This is a genomic window from Aeromonas sp. 159 (assembly GCF_963862045.1).
GTDB classification, from domain to species: Bacteria; Pseudomonadota; Gammaproteobacteria; order Enterobacterales; family Aeromonadaceae; genus Aeromonas; species Aeromonas veronii.
Genome location: NZ_CAWLMI010000040.1, coordinates 22039 through 41142 on the forward strand (window position 1 = coordinate 22039; position 19104 = coordinate 41142).

Below are 19104 nucleotides of genomic sequence, written 5' to 3' on the forward strand. Positions count from 1 at the left end.
TCAGCCTAGCGGTTGGCCTTGTCGATATCGCGCCAGGTGAGCCAGAGCCTGAGATCAAACTCCAGTTGATGATAGTCCGGCTCCATATGCTGGCAGAGCTGGTAGAAACTCTTGTTGTGATCCTTCTCTTTGATATGGGCCAGCTCGTGCACCACGATCATTTTCAGGAACGGGGGCGGCGCCTCCTTGAACAGGGCGGCGATGCGGATCTCGTTCTTGGCCTTGAGCTTGCTGCCCTGCACCCGGCTGACGTAGGTGTGCAGACCGAGGGCATCCTTGATCACGTTGATCTTGCCATCGAACACCACCTTTGACAGGGGCGCCGAGCTCTTGAGGTAGCGGTTCTTCAGCTCCATGGTGTAGGCGAGCAGCGCCTTGTCGCTCTGGATCTGGTGGCTCTCCGGATAGCGTTTGGCCAGCATTTCCCCCAGCTTGCCTGCTGCAATCAGCTGCTGTACCTGTGCCTTGAGGGGGTCTGGATAGCCGCCCAGATAAGTCAGTTCCGCCATGGTGTCACTCGTTACATCAAAAAGAGCGTCATTGTAGTTATCTCGGGCGGGCTTGCCTACTGCGGGCCGTCGCTGCAAGGGGCTTTGGCGCAAGAAAAAGGGCGGCCATTGCAACAATGGCCGCCCTGCGGGGCGTATTGACGATCAGCGTCGGCGATAGAGACCCGGATCCACCTCTTCGTAGTGGCTGGTCAGGTATTGATAGAAGGCGAGATGGGAAGGGGAGCTCGGTTTTTTCAGCTCCTCGCTCACCCGATCCGGCTTGGCGATGATGAACTTCGGAGTCTGGCGCTGGATATCGGCCAGCACCCGCTCGCGCACGTCATAGGGCGGATTGACGTTGGCAAAGAAGAGGTAGGCGGACGCTGGCTGGCGATCGGTCCAGAGATAATATTGCGGCTGGATGCCATCGACCCAGATCTTGTCGCTCGGGCTGGTCTCGGCCTTGATGCGATCGACCCGTACCTGCGCCGCCGGATTGAAGGGGCGACCCTTGAGGGTCCCTTCCCAGGCGTTGTTGATCATCAGCAGCAGCATGGCCAGCGTCGCCAGCCAGGGGGTGGCACTGCGTACATCCCAGGCGCGCCAGAGGGGGATGAGGATCAGCACCGGCAGCGCCCACAGCAGGCTGGTGCCGAGCACCTCGTTGACCCGCTCGAGGGACCACTCCTTGGTGCTCCAGCCAAAGGCGAGTTGCTGGGCCAGCAGCCAGCTGGCGGTGAGCACCACCAGCGAGATGCAGAGCAGGCCGATCGCATCAGCCTGCTGTTCGCTGCGATCCAGCAATACCGCCAGCGGCAGCACTGCCAGTTGCAGATAGAGTACGTCGTAGTGATCGAACACATGGCCGGAGACCGAGTTGGCGATCAGGGTAAACAGCACCCCAAACAGGGTCGCCAGCAGGGCTGGCAGATACCACTCCTGACGGCGGCTCTGCATCAGAATGATGAAGGCGGGCAGCAACATCACAAGGCCTGTACGCAGCAGGCCGACGGCGCCCACCATGGGGGAGAAGCCATTGCCGTAGCTCCCCTCGAAGAAGATGTCGAATGCGTAGTATTTGAAGGCCGCCAGCAGTTCATGCTGCTGGAAGTAGGCGTAAAGCGGGCCGCCAATCAGCGCCAGACCCAGCAGGCTGGAGATGAGCAGCAAGATGGCATCACGCCACTTCTCGTGCAGACACCAGTGGCAGAACAGCACCAGATACCAGGCCCCCCAGAAGGCGCCGTTGTTGGTGCGCATCCAGGCGACGATGGCGAAGGTGAGGGCCGCAACCAGCGCCGGCCACCAGCGAAATCCCTTGTCCAGCAGCAGGGTAATGAAGGCCCACTGGGCGATGAGGGCGAGGTGGAAGGTCCAGTCCTCAGTCATGTTGCCGTAGTAGTAACGGGTGCCGTAGAGAGCCAGCACCGCCAGCATGGCGCCAAGGCGCGCCTTGAACGAGAGGCCAAGTTGGGCAAAGGCCTGCCAGCTGGCCAGCAGTCCGAGCCAGCAGAGCACCCACTCCAGCGCCCAGATCCCGACAAATCCCCCCATTCGATAGCCCAGCGCGTCGAGAGCGAAGATCATCGGCCCCTTGATGTCGATCATGTCGCGATAGAGCACGCCACCTTCGCTCCACATCTTGCCCATCACCGCGAACAGCGAGGCATCAAACCCCGGCGCCATGGCGTGGAAGAGCGGATTGCGCAGACAGAAGAGCAGCGCCAGCAGGGCGGTCAGCAGCACGATGGCTGGCTTGATACCCGGGTTGACGCGAGGGGGAGTGAAACGGATGGAGTGATTCATGAAGTCGCCTGTTCCTGCAGCTGGTCTTGAAAGCGGGCCTATCTTGCCGAGCTAGTGAGTGCGATGCAATGGGGCGGGCCCGTGTGGGGCAAATATTCTCGAAAAAGCCCGGTTCTTGCAGGGAACCGGGCGCTGGCTGCGGCAATTTTGGCCGTCAGGGGATGTGGCAAAGCCATTCCCCCGATATCAACTGAAGTACTCAAGCAGGGGGGGTTGCGCTTCCAGTGTCGGCAGGTGACGGGCCCAGCGGATAAAGGCGTCGGCCAGGGTGATACCGAGCTCCTGATTGTGCTGGGTCAGGGTCCGCGCCAGTGCGGTGTAACCTTCCTTGCCGGAGGCGGTATAGGCGCTCGACACCCCGCGATAGACCTGTTCGGCATTGACCGCTTGCCACTGGCCGGGGGCGGCTTCCCACTCCAGTCGGGTGATGCGCTGGCCCTTGGGCCGATCGGCCTGATAGGTGAATCGCACCCCTGCGGTGTAGGGGAAGCTGCCATTGCCATTGCCGACCACGCCGTTGTTGGTGGCGTTGTCGATGGCATTCTCCAGCGCCTCCGCCAACTCGTGACCGTGTACCCGATAGAGGGTGAGGGGAATGGCAAACGGCAGCAGGCGACCGGCGATATCCGCTTCGCTCAGGGGGCCCGGCTCCAGCGAGCAGCGCACGCCGCCAGCATTGTGCAGGGCAAAGTCCACCTCGCCTACCTGTTCACGGGCGGCGGTCAGCATGGCACGGGCCACCAGCGGGGCGAGCTGGCTGCCGTGGGGCAGGGTGGCATCCGGCAGCCGCTGATGGGGCAACGGCGCCGCCAGCCGGGTGACGATGCGCTGGCTCATGGTTTCAATCTCCGGCCGGTAGCGTTTGGCCAGATGTTGTTCCAGTTGTGGATCCGGCTCGCAGAAGGTGAGCCCAGCGGGTGGGGTGGAGGCAAATGGCCAGGGCTGCCAGGGGAGCCACTCCAGCTGACCCTGACCTTGCACGACGCGGCCCGCCTCATCGAAGGTGAGCTCGCAGACACCGAGACAGAGGGCGCTGTGGCCAGCGTGCAGGATAGCCACCCCGTTGTTCATCAGCGGATAGCTGCCTTCGCTTGGCAGACCCAGCGGCGCGAGATCGCCGAGCAGGCTGTGGGTGTGGCCACCAATGATGAGACTGAGCTCGGGGAAGCGCTCGGCCAGCAGCTTGTCCTGATCCAGCCCGAGGTGGCTCAGCAGCACGATATGGTGGATCCCTTCGCGCCTGATCTCCTGCAACACCCTGGTGAGGGTGTCGGCGACCGCGTGGAAACGGGTGTGGGGATCCGGGTTGGCGATGGCAGCCATCTGGGCGAGGGTGATGCCGAGCAGCGCAAAGGGAACCCCGTCGATCACCTGACGATGCCAGGGCTGATGGGCGTCGTAGAGGTGGGGAATATCCCACAGCCCAAGCGGCGTGTCGGCTGGCTCCTGACTGTTGTCCAGATTGGCGGCCAGCACCGGAAAATCGAGCTGGCGCAAGAACTCCACCAGCGGGCCATTGCCCAGATCGAACTCGTGGTTGCCAAGTACCATGGCATCGGGGGCCAGCATGGCGAGCAGGTCGGCGTTGGCGCGCCCTTTGAAGCGGTTGAAATAGAGAGAGCCCTGAAAGGAGTCGCCACCATGCAGAAACAGAAAACGCTGGCCAGCTGCTGCGGCTTTGGCACGCAGTTGGGTCAGTCGGGTCAGGATCCGGGCATAACCGCCGCACTGGGTGCGCCACTGGCCTTCACCGACAGGGGAGAAGCTCATGGGCGCGCCATCGAAGTGGGAGTGGCAATCACTGAAATGGGCAAGTTGAACCGTAATACTCATCTCGGTCCTCCTTAGGGAGAAAATGAGCACCGAGTCTACTGCAAAGGGGGGGGAAGATACCAGCCCGGCAGGGTGCCGGGCTGGTCAACGATCAGGCGGGTACCATGATCTGGGTGGCGACAATCACCACCAGCAGGCCGACGGCGACCGGCATACTGGTGCGCTTGACCACCTCGAAAGGCGAGAGCTTGCCCATCCCGGCACAGGCGACCACCACCCCGGATACCGGAGAAATGGTGCGACCCAGGTTGGAGGCTTGCAGCATCGGGATCACCAGATAGGCCGGGTTGATGCCAAGGCTGCTGGCCAGGTTGGGAATCAGCTCCACAAAGGCGTAGAAGGGGGCATTGCCCGAGCCGGTGGTGAAGGCGGCCAGGGTGGTGATCACCACCAGTGACAGCATCATGATCAGGCCACCCGAACCGAGATCCTGCGCGTGAGCCAGCAGGGTGTCGATAAAGCCGATGGTCATCAGACCCTGGGCGAAGACACCGGCACCAACCAGCAGCATGACCACACCGGCAAAGGCGTCAGCCATGTTGCGCCAGCAGACCTGCAGACCGTCCAGCAGCTCCTTGCCATTGCGGATCCGCACGAGTTCCAGCAGGCTGGCCAGCACCATGCACATGACGATGATGGTGACGATATCCAGCTGCGGGCCCCATTTGCCGTCAAATACCAGCACCCCGATGATGGGGGTAAAGGGCAGGATGGCGTAGAAGGCTGGCGCAGTCGTCACCAGATCACCCGGGGCGACCGGCTCGTTGTGCTCACCGGATTTTTGGTCAAGGTAGCGCTGCCAGAAGAAGTGGGTCACCGCCATGCAGGCGATCGCCACCAGCGAGATGGGCAGGGTCAGCTTGAAGGCAAAGTCCAGCAGCGGCATGTTGGCGGCCTGAGCAGCCATCACCACGTCACCGGAGGTGGGTGCCAGAATGATCGCGGCTGGCGAGGCGCACACGGCCGCAGCCGCGCCACGGGAGATCCCCATGTTGACCATCAGCGGGAACAGGGTGGCCATCAGCAGCACGCCGAGGCCGGTAGCGGAGCTCACCGCCAGCGACATGGCGCAGGCCACCAGATAGGCGGCAACCAGCAGGATATAGGGGGACTTGATGATGCCGAGCGGTTTGCTGGCCAGCTTTACCAGAATGGTGTTGGCACCGATATGGCTCATGTAGCCGGCAAAGCCGCACAGCACCATGATCAGCATCCCCAGTCCACCGCCACGGTCATTGAGCAGGAAGCGGACGTATTCGAAGATATCGGTTGCGATATAGCCGGTGCTGACCACCTTGCTCGGCAGTACCGGCTTGCCCATCATGGCGGTGATGACCAGTAGCAGCAAGCCGCCGCTCAGCAGCACCCCGGTCGCGGAGTATCCTTTGAAAATGGCACGGCCCACCACCAGGGTGACCAGGGTGCCAAAGATGAGTTCCAGCATATGTTGCCTTCTGATTGGATGAGAGTGGAGGGAGTCTATTCCGATAGGGGTAGAGTGGCGACTGGAAACAGGATGTTGTGTGAGCTAAATCAACGTTTAACCCCATCAACAGAATTAAAGAAAGGTAAAGGTACTTTACCCAGCGGGTTTGGCTACCTACCCTTGCCAGCCTTGGTTGTCTTTTGAGGCTTTTATATGGTTGTTGGTGATTTTTCAGGCATTAAACGCTCTCTTTTCCTGCTTGCGATGCTATTTTCACCTACTTGCGTGTTTGCAGTAACCAATGACGGTTTTCATCAAACCGGTCCTCATCAGGCGGTCGCCATGCGGCGTCTCATGGCTCCTCACTCTTACGGCGTACTGGTGGTTGCCGAGGGGAACAGACCCCGTTTTGCCGCGCTGGCATCCAAAACCACCGAAGCAAACTGTCTGGTCCGTCATGCCATCCGGGTAGATGGGGTCGCGCTGCTGGTCACTCCGAGATTCTATGCCAAAGAGGGAAAACGGGGACTTTGCGAGCTGTGGCTCAATGAGGGGGCAGATCAGGACTTTTTTGCCAACCGCCTTAAAAATGATCATTTTATTCAGATAGATGGTCATGACATCAATGTGAAAAACTATCACCTCGACTGGCAGCGCATCAGCCGTCATGCTCAATAAAAATACAGTTTTGGCCTTGTGCCATACTCTGCTCACGCAACCTGTGAGCGTGCTCTGATTTCTGGGCGCATCATTGTATTGCGCCGCCTCGTCGTCACACATAGGCTATACCCGTCATCTGTGTGGCGGTGGGGTTCACCAAGGTTGGTACTCCGCCCGTGCAATCAAGGAAGGTCGTCTGGCATGGTCAGCAAGGTTTATGGAGTAGTGGGGGTCGGGTTGTTGCTGTTGCCCCTGATGAGTCAGGCTCAGCCGAGCCGGCCGCAAGTGGTGCCAGAGTCCCGCATCAATGTCCGTTTTTATGAGGTCAATGCAACCGGTCCGGAGCAGCTTGCCCGGGCGATTGCCCAGAGTGCTCCCAAGGTGAATGGCAAGCCCGTGCTCGGCAAGGCGAGTTATCAGGTGGACTGGCAGCTGGATACCGAGCAGTTGCCGGGTCGCTGCCAGCTCAACCGGGTGACGGTGACCACCAACGCCACTGTGTTGCTGCCCCGCTGGCGTCAGAGCGCGAACAGTAACGATCCTGCCCGCCAGCGCTGGGGGCGGCTGCTCTCCAGCATGTTTGACTACGAATCCCGCTTCAAGGAGATGGTGCTGCAAGGGGCCAATCAGGTGGGCGGTGCGATTGCGGCGTTACCGAGCCATGCAGATTGCCAGGCACTGCGCTATGCCGCGTGGGCAGCAGGTAGTGGCGAGCTGAACAAGATTAAGGGACGGCTCGACGGATTCCAGCGTCAGACAGGTTACGGCGAACAGCTTGGGGTGCACTGGCCCAAGTGAGCGCTATCTCAAGACGCAATATCCAGCATCGCACGATTTGATAAATAGAATGGCCGCCCGATGGGCGGCCATTCTATTTGTTTGCAGAGTCCGGTTCAGACTAGCGCTTTGCCTTGAGCAGCTTGCGTACCCAGTAACGGGCAGGGTGGAGCGCTTCCAGCAGATCGGCGGCCAGCGGCAGGGGATCGCCGCAGATCTCGCTGGCGAGCAGCTCACCACAGAGCGGCGCCGAGCAGAGACCCCGAGAGCCGAGCGCCCCCAGCACATAGAGGCCGGGGTGAAGGGGGAGTGGCTGGGCGTTGTGCTGATCATGCTGCAACTGCGCATAGTGATCCGCCAGACCTTGCAATCTGGCCACTGGCCCCACCACCGGCAGGTGATCCCGACTGGCGCAACGCACCCCAACGCGCGCCTCGTTGCCGCTCACATCCACCTCGGCGGGCCAGGTTTGCTCCGGCAGGCAGGCTTGCAACCGCACCTGATTCTGGATTTGCTCCTCGGCACGAAACTCAAGGCTGCTCTGGTTGCGGCCATAACTGGCACCAATACAATGTTGATCGTTGTGCATCGGCGTGAGGTAGCCATCGTAGCAGAGCACTGTGTTGAGTTGACTCAAGCTGGCCGTGGTCGGCACATGGCTCACCTGACCGCGCACCGGATAGAGCGGCAGCTCGGCAAAGGGGAGCAGTGCTGGCAACTGGTGACCGGCGGCGACCACCAGATTGGGGGCCTGCCAGTGGCGGTCATCCTGGCTCTCTACTTGCCAGCCATCGGCCTGCTCGGCAATGGCGCTTACTTGGGTGTGGTACTCCACCTGCAGCAGACCACGGGCTTGCGCCTCCTTGATGGCTGCTCGGGTGAGATCGGCCGGGCAGAGCCAGCCACCCAGCGGGTAACTGACGCCGCTGTGGCCGCAGGGCAGGCCGACTACTTGTTCTACTTCCGCTGTCGATAGGGGTTGCATCAGTTCGGACGGGAAGGGGCCCTGACTCATCTTGGCCAGCTTGGCTGCCGATTTGTCGTCATAACCAAGCTGGGTCACTCCGCATAATTCGAAAGCGATAGGATGGCGTTCGGCCAACGCCAGCAGCCGTTGGCGGGCATAGCCAAAGGCGAGCGAATAGAAGCGTGACAGGGCGTCGTGCTCGCCGTTGAGCAGCGGATAGAGGGCTCCCTGGCGGTTGCCTGAGGCGCCGGTGGCCGGTTCGCCATCTGCACACAGCAACGTCACCTTGCGACCCCGATCTACCAGAGAGAGCGCCGTCATGGCCGAGGCGATGCCGCCGCCGATGATCACCACCTCGCCAGCGCGTCCGGCAGGACGGGCATACCAGGGGGCGATGGTCTGCTGCGGCTGCTTGTCGGTGCGATCCCCCACCAGCATCTCCCGCTTGCTACCGTGGCCCTTCACCTTCTTCATGGCAAAACCGGCGGCAATCAGGCCGCGACGGACAAAGCCGGCACAGGTAAAGGTGGCGATGGAGCAATCGGGACGGGCGAGGCGAGCGAGACAATCAAACAGCTCCTGTGTCCACATCTCCGGGTTCTTGGCCGGGGAGAAACCATCCAGATACCAGGCATCCACCAGCCCCTCTGCCCGGTGAGGCACCTGCGGCAGCATATCCTTGATATCGCCAAACCAGAGATCGAGGCGAATGCGGCCGCCCGCAAAATGCAGGCGGTGGCAACCGGAGACCGGCAGCGGCCATTGGGCGACAAGATCCTGACTCAAGTGGCCAAGTTCAGGCCAGGCGGCCAGCGCCTTGCGCAGATCGTCTTGGGTCAGGGGGTATTTCTCGAAACTGATGAAGTGCAGACGGGAGCCGTTACCGGATTGGGGCGCCTGTTCCAGGAAGGCTTGCATTGTCGCCAGAAAGTTAAGGCCTGTGCCGAAACCTGTTTCACCTATCACGAAACTGTCACTATCGTGGTGCGAAAATCGCGCAGGTAGCCGGTTTTGCTGCAAAAAGACGTAGCGGGTTTCACTTAGACCGTTATCATTGGAAAAGTACACATCCCCGAAGTCACTGGAGACAGGAGTTCCCGCTTCATTCCAGTCCAATCGGGCATGATGTAAGGATGTTTGACTCACGTTTTCCTCGGCTCGCGTCACAAAATCGCGGGCATTCTACGTGAAAGCAGACCAGTTTGGCAGCCGAAAGCGGGTAGACTTGGCGCCAGTTTTTCCAGACGAGATGAATTAATGAGAAGAGCAGTGATCACCGGTATCGGCGTCATCTCCAGTATCGGCAACAACAAGGAAGAAGTGCTGGCCTCCCTGAAAGCAGGTAAATCCGGCATCACCTATTCCGAGCAGTTCGAGCAGCACAACCTGCGCAGCCGTGTCTGGGGTAACATCAAACTCGATCCGTCTGAACTGATCGACCGTAAAGTCATGCGTTTCATGGGCGACGCTGCGGCCTACGCCTACCTCTCCATGCAGCAGGCCATTGAAGATGCTGGTCTGGCGGAAGATCAGGTCTCCAACGAGCGTACCGGCTTGGTGGTCGGTTCAGGTGGTGCCTCCGGCAAGAACACCTCGGAATCTGTGGACATCGCCCGTGAGAAAGGGGTCAAGCGTGTGGGCCCTTACATGGTGCCGCGCACCATGTCTTCCACCACCTCTGCTTGTCTCGCGACCCCGTTCCAGATCAAGGGTGTCAACTACTCCATCAGCTCAGCTTGCGCCACCTCTGCGCACTGCATCGGTCACGCGCTTGAGCTGATCCAGCTTGGCAAACAGGATGTGGTCTTCGCAGGTGGCGGTGAAGAGCTGGACTGGTCCTCTACCATCCAGTTTGACGCCATGGGCGCCCTCTCCACCAAGTACAACGACACGCCAGAAAAAGCGTCCCGTACCTATGATGCGAACCGCGACGGTTTCGTTATCTCCGGTGGCGGCGGCATTCTGGTGATCGAAGAACTGGAACATGCGCTGGCCCGTGGCGCTCACATCTATGCCGAGCTGACCGGTTACGGTGCTACCTCCGATGGTTACGACATGGTTGCACCGAGCGGTGAAGGCGCGGTGCGTTGCATGAAGATGGCGATGCAGGGTGTGGGCAAGGTTGACTACATCAACACCCACGGCACCTCCACTCCGGTGGGGGATACCAAAGAGCTGGAAGCTATCCAGACGCTGTTTGGCGCCAACGGTCCCAAGATCTCTGCCACCAAGGCGATGACCGGCCATGCGCTGGGCGCTGCGGGCGTGCACGAGGCTGTCTACTCCCTGCTGATGATGGAACACGGCTTTATCGCCCCCAGCATCAACATCGAGACCCTGGACGAGAAAGCCGAAGGCCTGCCCATCGTGCGCGAGTACGAAGCGGCCGAGCTCAATACAGTCATGTCCAACAGCTTCGGCTTTGGCGGTACCAACGCCTCCCTGGTGTTCAGCAAGTTCAAAGCTTGATCATCCGGTTGATATGAAAAAAGCGCCTCAGGGCGCTTTTTTTGTCTTCGGGATCTGCCATCACTCATTGCTGAGCAGAGCAGAGCAGAGCAGAGCAGAGCAGAGCAGAGCAGAGCAGAGCAGAGCAGAGCAGAGCAGAGCAGAGCATCGACCATTGTGGAATAGGGGGAGTGGGTTGGTGGCAGATTTCAGCGCAGATGGGGGGCGCCACACCAATGAGCCTGCTCCGCACTTGGGAGAAAGGCAGATAGCAAGAAGGGAGCCTGAGGCTCCCTTCTTTGTTAGCGGTAATGTGATGGCTGTTGGCTAGAACCAGAAGCCGATGATAAAGGAGCCCGCCAGGGTTAGCATCACGTTGGCTACCGCATAGGTACCTGCGTAGCCGAGCGCCGGAATGGAGCTGTTGGCTGCCTCGTTGACCACATCCATCGCTGGGGCACAGGTACGGGCACCTGTGATGGCACCGAGCAGCAGCGCCGGGTTCATCTTGAGCACCCAGACCCCGAACAGGTAGCCGACCAGCACCGGCAAGGTGGTCACCAGCATGCCGGAGAAGAGCACTACCGTACCCACCTCGCTGAGGTGGTCGAGGATGCCGCCACCGGCTTTCAGACCCGTACTCACCATAAAGACCGCAAGACCGAGATCCTTGGCCAATCTGAGCGCGCCGGGCGGCACATAGCCGACCGTCGGGTGGTTGGCCCGCAGGTAACCCATCAGAATGCCTGCCAGCAGCAGGCCGACGGCGTTGCCGAGACCGAATTCGATCTGACCGAACACCAGCGAAACGGAGCCGATCAGCAGGCCGAGTACGAAGAAGGTGGTGAAGGCCACCAGATCCGTGGTCTGGCTGTGGATGCTGATAAAGCCGATCTTGTTGGCCAGCAGTTTGACCCGCTGCTTCTCGCCGCTGATCTGCAACACGTCACCCTTTTGCAGCATGATGTTGCGATCGAACGGCATCTCGATCTGGGAGCGTACCACCCGGTTGAGGAAGCACCCTTTCTCGGTGAGGTTGAGCTCCACCAGATGGCGGCCTACCACGGAGTCATTCTTTACCACTATCTCTTCGGTGACGATCTGCAGGTCAAGCAGGTTGCGGTCGAACACCTCTTTACCGTTGCGGTAGTTGACGTCCAGCTTCTCGTGGCTTTCGGGATAGCCCACCAGGGCGATCTCGTCCCCTTCCTGAATAACGGCATCACCATCGGGACTGGCCAGAATGCCGTTGCGGCGGATCCGCTCTACATAGCAACCGGTGTGGGGGTAGATACCGGTCTCTCGTAGGGTACGACCACCTATCCATGCTGCCAGCTCGGGGCCAACCCGATAGGCGCGGATGATGGGCAGATAGGTCTTGCGACTTTCGCTGTCGGAGAGACCCCGCTCACGGGCGATTTTTTGTGCCTCGGTATTGAGGTCGAGGCGTGCCAGCGAGGGGAGATAGCGCACTACCAGCATCAGGCCCACCAGACCCACCAGATAGGTCAGGGCGTAGCCGATGCCCATGTTGTCGAGCACCGCCTGCATATCGGTCTGATGGGGCAGGTTGAGCAGACCGCTGCGCAAGGCATCCTGGGCACCCACTAGCGCCGGAGTCGAGGTGAGGGAACCCGCCAGGATCCCCGCCGCCATGCCCGGCCCCAGATTGAAGAACTTGGCCAGCCCCACCGTCAGCAGCAGGGCGGTCAGCAAGATCACCAGGGTGAGAGTGATGTAGTGAATGCCATCGCGCAGGAAGACGCTGAAGAAGTGAGGGCCCGCCTCAATCCCCACACAGAAGATGAACAGCATAAAGCCGACGTTCTCGGTCGTGGCGGTGAACTCGAAGCCCATCTGGCCAAACAGCAGGGCGGTAAACAGCACACCTATGGTGTTGCCAATCTGAAAGTTGCCAATCCGTACCTTGCCAAGCAGCAGCCCGAAGGCCAATACCACGAACAGCAGCAGGGAGTCGCTTTGATGTAGCAGTGTCACAAAGTCTATGGTCATGCCCGGAAAAACCGAGGAAAAAAGTGGGGCCGATATTGTGCCGGATCTATCCCCAATAAAGAAGCGCAAGGGAGCGATTAATCGGACGTTATCGGACGCTATTTGTGGAACCGGCGGCGTGATAGGGAGACAAGCGGATGAAATCTGGCAATTTTTGCTGTAACCGTCGTTGTCAATTAGTGAAATCTGCTGCCCGCGACCGAAGTACTCTGGCGCAGGCCGATATTTTAGATTCTGCTGTTCAGCCGCTTGGCGGGGATCAGTTTCAGCAGATTCAACCTATGGCCGCCATGGTTGGCTGAGGGGCAAATCAGCTTGATATTTGCCCATTCGCCCATGGGGCATGGGTTGGCAAAAAGATGCTTCTGAAAAGTGCCAATAGAGCCTGTCACTAGGTGGTTCCGGAGGGAGCAAAAAAACAGCATAAAATCAGGTTGGCCAGCAAAATGACTCTTCGCCGGGGGCCATCAAGGGCAATCCCGCGTCCTGACAGGGCTTGCTGCACTTACCCACAGAATCTGTGGATAACCCTGTTTATGAAACTTGTTCATCGCCCTGAAAGCCGCGCCAGCACTGGGATGCAAGGGCTGTTCAAAAAATACCGGAAGAAAAATGTTTGTATAAAAATCAAATAGTTAGATGCGACAGGAGAAAACTCTGTCGAGCAGGAACGGGTAACAAAAGGGATCGTCAGCAGCAAGAAGGATCTTGTGCATTAAAATTGGCAGGAGAGGGCACTAAAGTGGATAACTTGCACCGAGATGGTGAGGAATTGGCTCCCCCGACTGGACTTGAACCAGTGACATACGGATTAACAGTCCGCCGTTCTACCGACTGAACTACGGGGGAACATCAGGCAAGGAGGAGCATCATACAGAAGGTGTCCGAGGTGGTCAAGCCATTCGCGGTATGATGGCACGGGTGTACCGCTGCCAAACCCTCGGTTACACTGCTCCTCTGCTGTTTTGTGTCGGGAGTGTTCATGAGCAAATTGTTCAAGTTAGCCAGCCAGTTTCAACCCGCCGGGGATCAGCCCACGGCGATTGCCCAACTGCTGGATGGCATCGAGTCGGGGCTGGCCCATCAGACCCTGCTAGGGGTGACCGGTTCGGGCAAGACCTTCACCATGGCCAACGTCATCGCCACCCTGAACCGCCCGACCATGATCCTGGCTCCCAACAAGACCCTGGCCGCCCAGCTCTATGGTGAGATGAAGGAGTTCTTCCCCGACAACGCGGTGGAGTATTTCGTCTCCTACTACGACTATTACCAGCCCGAAGCCTATGTGCCGACCACCGACACCTTTATAGAGAAGGATGCCTCGATCAACGATCACATCGAGCAGATGCGATTGTCGGCCACCAAGGCGCTGCTGGAGCGGCGCGACGTGGTGATCGTTGCTTCGGTGTCGGCCATCTATGGTTTGGGGGATCCCCAGGCTTATCTGAGCATGATGTTGCACTTGAAAGTGGGGGATGTGATCAACCAGCGGGATATCCTGCGTCGCCTCGCCGAGCTGCAGTACACCCGCAACGACATGGCGTTTCAACGCGGCACCTTCCGGGTGCGCGGTGAAGTGATCGACATCTACCCCGCCGAATCGGACAAGCTGGCCCTGCGGGTAGAGCTGTTTGATGAAGAGGTGGAGCGCCTCTCCCAGTTCGACCCGCTGACCGGCGCCATCGAGCAGACGGTGGTGCGCTATACCATCTACCCCAAGACCCACTACGCAACCCCGCGGGAGACCATTCTGGGGGCTATCGAGCATATCAAGGAGGAGCTGCGCAGTCGCCGCGAGCAGCTGTTGTCCCTCAACAAGCTGGTTGAAGAGCAGCGCATCAGCCAGCGTACCCAGTTCGACATGGAGATGATGCAGGAGCTGGGTTACTGCTCCGGTATCGAGAACTACAGCCGCTACCTCTCCGGCCGTGCGCCGGGGGAGCCGCCGCCGACCCTGTTTGACTACCTGCCGGGGGACGGTCTGCTCATCATCGACGAGTCCCACGTCACGGTGCCGCAGATCGGCGCCATGTTCAAAGGGGACCGCTCCCGCAAGGAGACTCTGGTGGAGTACGGCTTCCGGCTCCCCTCTGCGCTGGACAACCGGCCGCTCAAGTTCGACGAATTTGAAGCGCTGATGCCGCAGACTGTGTTTGTCTCGGCGACTCCCGGCCCCTACGAGCTGGAGAAGTCCGGCGGCGATGTGGTGCAGCAGGTGGTGCGCCCAACCGGCCTGCTCGATCCGGAGATCGAGGTGCGTCCTGTGACCACGCAGGTGGACGATCTGCTCTCCGAGATCCGCAAGCGGGTCGCCGTCGAGGAGCGGGTGCTGGTTACTACCCTGACCAAGCGGATGGCGGAAGACTTGACCGAGTATCTGGCGGAGCACGACGTCAAGGTGCGCTATCTCCACTCCGATATTGATACGGTCGAACGGGTGGAGATCATCCGCGATCTGCGCCTTGGCAAGTTCGATGTGCTGGTGGGCATCAACCTGCTGCGGGAAGGTCTCGACATGCCGGAGGTGTCGCTGGTGGCGATTCTGGATGCGGATAAAGAGGGCTTCCTGCGTTCGACCCGCTCGCTGATCCAGACCATCGGCCGGGCGGCGCGTAACCTCAACGGCAAGGTCATTCTCTACGGCGATACCATCACCAACTCGATGAAGGTAGCCATTGAGGAGACCGAGCGGCGCCGCGCCTTGCAGCATGCCCATAACCTCAAGCATGGGATCACCCCCAAGGGGCTCAACAAGTCCATTGGCGATGTGATGGACATGGGGGGCAGCCGCACGGCAGGCAAACCAGGCAAGGGGATGCGCAAGGCAGCCGAGCCGCAAGGGGAATACCATGTCCGCTCTGCCAGCGAGATTGCCAAAGAGATCAAACGGATGGAGGAGCAGATGTTCCAACATGCCCGGGATCTGGAGTTCGAACAGGCGGCGGCACTGCGGGATCAGATCCAGCGGTTGCGCAGCGAGTTGATCGAATCATGAGCCGTAAACGCTGGCTGATTTGGCAACGACTTCGTCGTCTCTATCAGGGGTTTCGCCATCCCGGTACCCCCTGGTGGGCGAGGGGCCTGGTGATCCTTATCCTGCTCTATGGCATCAGTCCGGTGGATCTTATCCCCGACGTGGTGCCCGTGCTGGGATGGTTCGATGATGTGACCCTGCTGCTGGTGTTGCTATGGGGTTGGGAGCGTTGTCTTCCCCCTGCAGTGCGCAGCGAGCTGGAACAGGCCTCCTAGTTCACCTTTTCAACACCACGCTCGGTATCTCTCTTTGTGCTCCCACCCTCGAAGGAAGCGGAAAAACGGTTTCATTTGAAGGTGGGCGCTGCGGGATGAAAAAGAGGCAGGCCCGGTGATTGTCGCCCGGATGGCATTGGCGTAGACTCCACGCCGTTCACTTTATGGGTATGGAAAAAATGGATCTGATCCTCTTTGCAATCGACTTTATCCTGCACGTTGATGTGCATTTGAAAGAGCTGTTCGAGAACTATGGCGTCTGGGTTTACGCCATCCTGTTTCTGATCATCTTCTGTGAAACCGGCTTGGTAGTGACGCCGTTCCTGCCGGGTGACTCCCTGCTGTTTGCCGCCGGTGCGCTTACCGTGGGCAGTGTGCTGGACGTCCATACCCTGGCGGTCGTGCTGATCATCGCTGCCGTGCTGGGCAACGTGGTCAACTACACCATTGGTCACTTCTTCGGCGAGCAGCTGTTCCGCAACCCGGACTCCAAGATCTTCCGCCGGGATTATCTGGAGAAGACCCATGCTTTCTACGCCAAGCATGGCGGCAAGACCATCATCATCACCCGCTTCCTGCCCATCGTGCGTACCTTTGCGCCGTTCGTGGCAGGGATGGGGGCCATGACCTATCCGCGTTTCCTGGCGTTCAACCTGGTTGGCGGCCTGCTGTGGGTACTCTCCTTCGTCTATGCCGGCCACTTCTTTGGCAATCTGCCGGTGGTGCGTCATAACTTTACCCTGCTGATCTTCGGCATCATTGGTATCTCCCTGTTGCCCATGGTAATTGGCGCGGTCAAGGCCAAGATGAGCACGGCCAAGGCGTAACCAGAAATACGGTCAATCAGTACGAGAAAGGGGGGGCCATTATGGCTCCCCCTTTTTATCTCCACGCGGGCATGACACTCAGTTGCAGCAGCGCCCTTTCACCAGATTGCCGATGGCCACTATGGTGAAGACCAACAGGTAAGCGGCGAAGATGACGACCAGCCACTGGGGCATGGAGTAACCGAAGAACTGCCAGGTGATCTGGGCACAATCCCCTTCCGGCATAAAGATCCAGGGGAGCCACTGATCGAGCGGAGCCCAGCTCGGGAAATCGGCAAACGGGCTGCAGACGTTGAACGGGGAGGGATTGACCTGATAGTCCACATGCTTGAGGGCCAGCTGGAAGCCGCGGAAGGCACTGTAGCCCCACAGCAACATGGCACTCCAGCGAACATACCACTTATCCGGCGCCACCATGCCGAGCAGACCAGCGGCCAGCACACCCAGGGTCGCCAACCGTTCGTAAACACACATCACGCACGGGGAGAGGCCCAGCACATGCTGGAAGAAGAGGGCGCACAACTCGAGGAACAGGGCTGATGCTGCCAACAGGCCCCAAGCCAGCCGATGGGCGGCAATACGGCGGAGAAACTCGATCATCTAATTGATCTCTCAGAAAAAACAGTGGCTGAATTAGAGCAGAGCGGAACCGAAAAGAAAAGGGCCCTGAAAGGGCCCTCGGAAACCATCTCAATGGATTAATGCAGCGCCGGCTGTACCGCTGGCAGCGCACTCTCCATCACCAGCCATCCGTGCTGATAGAACCACTCGGTGGCAGGACCAAGCAGCAATTCGACAGAGAAAAAGCCGATCAGTCCCAGCACCAATGTGTAGGGCAGCGCCATCCAGACCATGCGGCCATAGGAGAGACGCAGCAGCGGCGCCAATGCCGAAGTGAGCATAAACAGGAAAGCGGCCTGACCATTGGGGGTGGCTACCGATGGCAGGTTGGTACCTGTATTGATGGCTACCGCCAGCAGATCGAACTGGGCGCGGTCGATGGCACCATTGAGCATGGCCGTCTTCACCTCATTGATGTAGACGGTGCCGACAAAGACGTTGTCACTGACCATGGAGAGCACCCCGTTGGCCAGATAGAAGAGGGCCAGCTGGTTCTCCGGTTTGGCTGCCAGTACCAGTTGGATCACCGGCTTGAACAGCTGCTGATCGATGATGACGGCGACCACGCTGAAGAAGACCGCCAGCAGGGCGGTGAAGGGGAGTGCCTCCTGGAAGGCTTTACCCAGCGAGTGCTCCTCGGTGATCCCGGTCAGGGAGGTGGCCAGCACGATGACCGAGAGGCCAATCAGACCAACGGCAGCCAGGTGCATGGCCAGACCGACGATTAGCCAGACCGCAATCAATGCCTGAACGATCAGCTTGGCCTTGTCTTGCGGGCTGCGTTTTGCCTCTTCGTAGCGGTTGTACTCCTCCATGATGGCGCGCACCGTGTCCGGCAGGCGGGCGCCATAGCCAAACCAGCGGAACTGCTCCACCAGCACGCAGGTCAGCAGACCGCAGATAAAGACGGGGACGGTCACAGGGGACATACGAATGGCAAATTCAGCGAAGTTCCAGCTTGCTTGCTCGCCGATGATGAGGTTTTGCGGCTCGCCCACCAGAGTGCAGACACCACCCAGCGCGGTACCGATGGCGGCATGCATCATCAGACTGCGCAGGAAGGCGCGAAAATCATCGAGATCCTGGCGATTGAGCTCGGCGACTTCCTTATCATCGGTATGGTCATGGCTGTGACCAAACTCCTTGCCGGACGAGACCTTGTGATAGATGGCATAGAAACCGGTGGCAACGCTGATTACCACGGCAATGACCGTCAGTGCATCGAGAAAAGCCGACAGGAAGGCGGAGACCAGACAGAAGGAGAGGGAGAGCAGGATCTTGGAGCGAACGCCGATCAGCAGCTTGGTGAAGACATAGAGTAGCAACTGCTTCATGAAATAGATGCCTGCCACCATGAACACCAGCAGCAGCAGCACTTCGATATTGGCGACCAGCTCGTGCTTGACCTGATCGGCGGAGGTCATGCCGATCAACACGGCTTCGATCGCGAGCAGACCGCCCGGTTGCAGGGGGTAGCACTTGAGGGCCATGGCCAGGGTGAAGATAAATTCAACGACCAGTAACCAGCCTGCAATGAAAGGATCAAGGTGGAAGGCGATCGGATTGATCACCAGAAATAGCAAAATGGCGTTTTTGTACCACTGTGGCGCATTGCCCAAGAAGTTCTTGGCGAATGCCTGCCCTAGGCTTATTGGCATGATAATGGGTCTCAACTTTGTTGTTAGGATCTGCTTCTATGCAGTCAAGGATGATTCGACCTGTGCCTCCGGATGTTGGCCTTTATCTGTCTGATTCCTCGTGATTTTAATCAAAAAGCGTGACGATTATAAATGATAGCCGATGGATCTCTGCCCATCTGTCTGTTTTATAACCACCTTGTCGGGGTTGGCCGGCTTCCTCGTGGCGATTAGATACATATTCCCGACACTATATTTGCCATATGTGAGCAGAGGACTGACCTTATGCTTGCCAGCCATCATCGCTTTGATATCATTCGTCAGCCTTTTTACGCATTACAACAGAGTC

Annotated in this window: 15 protein-coding genes and 1 tRNA gene; 7 read left to right on the forward strand and 9 right to left on the reverse strand. The window is 59.2% G+C overall.

What is annotated here, in order from left to right:
- Positions 1–5: 5 nt before the first annotated feature.
- The 4 genes from AACR14_RS08350 to dcuC form a co-directional block, all read right to left on the reverse strand.
- Positions 6–509 carry a M48 family metallopeptidase gene (locus AACR14_RS08350; RefSeq protein WP_005333421.1) on the reverse strand — a complete coding sequence of 168 codons (504 nt, stop codon included), beginning with the start codon at positions 507–509 and terminating at the stop codon, positions 6–8.
- A 144-nt stretch (positions 510–653) separates the two neighbouring features.
- Positions 654–2297, reverse strand: a complete 1644-nt coding sequence (locus AACR14_RS08355; RefSeq protein WP_019445821.1) for a hypothetical protein — start codon at positions 2295–2297, stop codon at positions 654–656.
- Positions 2298–2483: 186 nt separating this feature from the next.
- Positions 2484–4130 carry a bifunctional metallophosphatase/5'-nucleotidase gene (locus AACR14_RS08360; RefSeq protein WP_019445822.1) on the reverse strand — a complete coding sequence of 549 codons (1647 nt, stop codon included), beginning with the start codon at positions 4128–4130 and terminating at the stop codon, positions 2484–2486.
- A 91-nt stretch (positions 4131–4221) separates the two neighbouring features.
- Positions 4222–5574, reverse strand: coding sequence for an anaerobic C4-dicarboxylate transporter DcuC (gene dcuC, locus AACR14_RS08365; protein ID WP_019445823.1), 1353 nt, complete (start codon positions 5572–5574; stop codon positions 4222–4224).
- A gap of 195 nt (positions 5575–5769) precedes the next feature.
- Here dcuC and AACR14_RS08370 point away from each other — a divergent pair, with 195 nt between their 5' ends.
- Positions 5770–6234, forward strand: coding sequence for a hypothetical protein (locus tag AACR14_RS08370; protein ID WP_026034981.1), 465 nt, complete (start codon positions 5770–5772; stop codon positions 6232–6234).
- Positions 6235–6417: 183 nt separating this feature from the next.
- Positions 6418–7014, forward strand: coding sequence for a DUF922 domain-containing protein (locus tag AACR14_RS08375; RefSeq protein WP_019445825.1), 597 nt, complete (start codon positions 6418–6420; stop codon positions 7012–7014).
- 100 nt (positions 7015–7114) lie between these two features.
- Here the strand turns inward: AACR14_RS08375 and mnmC are convergent, their stop codons facing one another.
- On the reverse strand, positions 7115–9127 hold the full coding sequence (gene mnmC / locus AACR14_RS08380; protein WP_192811951.1) for a bifunctional tRNA (5-methylaminomethyl-2-thiouridine)(34)-methyltransferase MnmD/FAD-dependent 5-carboxymethylaminomethyl-2-thiouridine(34) oxidoreductase MnmC: 2013 nt from the start codon (positions 9125–9127) through the stop codon (positions 7115–7117).
- A 90-nt stretch (positions 9128–9217) separates the two neighbouring features.
- Between mnmC and fabB the strand changes: the two genes are divergently transcribed.
- Positions 9218–10429, forward strand: a complete 1212-nt coding sequence (fabB, locus tag AACR14_RS08385) for a beta-ketoacyl-ACP synthase I (protein WP_005336905.1) — start codon at positions 9218–9220, stop codon at positions 10427–10429.
- Positions 10430–10735: 306 nt separating this feature from the next.
- Here the strand turns inward: fabB and AACR14_RS08390 are convergent, their stop codons facing one another.
- Positions 10736–12421, reverse strand: coding sequence for an aspartate:alanine antiporter (locus AACR14_RS08390; RefSeq protein ID WP_019445829.1), 1686 nt, complete (start codon positions 12419–12421; stop codon positions 10736–10738).
- Positions 12422–12558: 137 nt separating this feature from the next.
- On the opposite strand from AACR14_RS08390, the gene AACR14_RS08395 reads away from it, so the two are divergent.
- On the forward strand, positions 12559–12723 hold the full coding sequence (locus AACR14_RS08395) for a hypothetical protein (protein WP_156808798.1): 165 nt from the start codon (positions 12559–12561) through the stop codon (positions 12721–12723).
- Between the two features lie 471 nt (positions 12724–13194).
- On the opposite strand, the gene AACR14_RS08400 is transcribed toward AACR14_RS08395, so the two are convergent.
- Positions 13195–13270 (reverse strand) — tRNA-Asn (locus tag AACR14_RS08400).
- 133 nt (positions 13271–13403) lie between these two features.
- Here AACR14_RS08400 and uvrB point away from each other — a divergent pair.
- The 3 genes from uvrB (at position 13404) to AACR14_RS08415 (ending at position 16497) form a co-directional block, all read left to right on the forward strand.
- Complete coding sequence (gene uvrB, locus AACR14_RS08405) at positions 13404–15416, forward strand: excinuclease ABC subunit UvrB (protein WP_019445830.1); 2013 nt, start codon at positions 13404–13406, stop codon at positions 15414–15416.
- Positions 15413–15670 (forward strand): YkvA family protein, encoded by a 258-nt coding sequence (locus AACR14_RS08410; protein WP_019445831.1) that lies wholly within the window; start codon positions 15413–15415, stop codon positions 15668–15670. Before uvrB ends, AACR14_RS08410 begins: the two co-directional genes overlap by 4 nt.
- A 179-nt stretch (positions 15671–15849) precedes the next feature.
- Positions 15850–16497 carry a DedA family protein gene (locus AACR14_RS08415; RefSeq protein ID WP_019445832.1) on the forward strand — a complete coding sequence of 216 codons (648 nt, stop codon included), beginning with the start codon at positions 15850–15852 and terminating at the stop codon, positions 16495–16497.
- Positions 16498–16575: 78 nt separating this feature from the next.
- Here AACR14_RS08415 and dsbB read toward each other — a convergent pair whose 3' ends face one another.
- Together dsbB and nhaB are read right to left on the reverse strand one after the other, a co-directional pair.
- On the reverse strand, positions 16576–17097 hold the full coding sequence (dsbB, locus tag AACR14_RS08420) for a disulfide bond formation protein DsbB (protein ID WP_019445833.1): 522 nt from the start codon (positions 17095–17097) through the stop codon (positions 16576–16578).
- A 98-nt stretch (positions 17098–17195) separates the two neighbouring features.
- On the reverse strand, positions 17196–18776 hold the full coding sequence (nhaB, locus tag AACR14_RS08425; protein WP_019445834.1) for a Na(+)/H(+) antiporter NhaB: 1581 nt from the start codon (positions 18774–18776) through the stop codon (positions 17196–17198).
- Positions 18777–19104: the final 328 nt, after the last annotated feature.

Coding starts and splice junctions, on each gene's coding strand:
- AACR14_RS08415 (WP_019445832.1), top strand. CDS start 15,850: ATGGATCTGATCCTCTTTGCAATCGACTTTATCCTGCACGTTGATGTG.
- AACR14_RS08410 (WP_019445831.1), top strand. CDS start 15,413: ATGAGCCGTAAACGCTGGCTGATTTGGCAACGACTTCGTCGTCTCTAT.
- AACR14_RS08350 (WP_005333421.1), bottom strand. CDS start 509: ATGGCGGAACTGACTTATCTGGGCGGCTATCCAGACCCCCTCAAGGCA.
- uvrB (WP_019445830.1), top strand. CDS start 13,404: ATGAGCAAATTGTTCAAGTTAGCCAGCCAGTTTCAACCCGCCGGGGAT.
- AACR14_RS08375 (WP_019445825.1), top strand. CDS start 6,418: ATGGTCAGCAAGGTTTATGGAGTAGTGGGGGTCGGGTTGTTGCTGTTG.
- AACR14_RS08370 (WP_026034981.1), top strand. CDS start 5,770: ATGGTTGTTGGTGATTTTTCAGGCATTAAACGCTCTCTTTTCCTGCTT.
- AACR14_RS08355 (WP_019445821.1), bottom strand. CDS start 2,297: ATGAATCACTCCATCCGTTTCACTCCCCCTCGCGTCAACCCGGGTATC.
- AACR14_RS08390 (WP_019445829.1), bottom strand. CDS start 12,421: ATGACCATAGACTTTGTGACACTGCTACATCAAAGCGACTCCCTGCTG.
- AACR14_RS08360 (WP_019445822.1), bottom strand. CDS start 4,130: ATGAGTATTACGGTTCAACTTGCCCATTTCAGTGATTGCCACTCCCAC.
- AACR14_RS08395 (WP_156808798.1), top strand. CDS start 12,559: ATGAAATCTGGCAATTTTTGCTGTAACCGTCGTTGTCAATTAGTGAAA.
- dcuC (WP_019445823.1), bottom strand. CDS start 5,574: ATGCTGGAACTCATCTTTGGCACCCTGGTCACCCTGGTGGTGGGCCGT.
- fabB (WP_005336905.1), top strand. CDS start 9,218: ATGAGAAGAGCAGTGATCACCGGTATCGGCGTCATCTCCAGTATCGGC.
- dsbB (WP_019445833.1), bottom strand. CDS start 17,097: ATGATCGAGTTTCTCCGCCGTATTGCCGCCCATCGGCTGGCTTGGGGC.
- nhaB (WP_019445834.1), bottom strand. CDS start 18,776: ATGCCAATAAGCCTAGGGCAGGCATTCGCCAAGAACTTCTTGGGCAAT.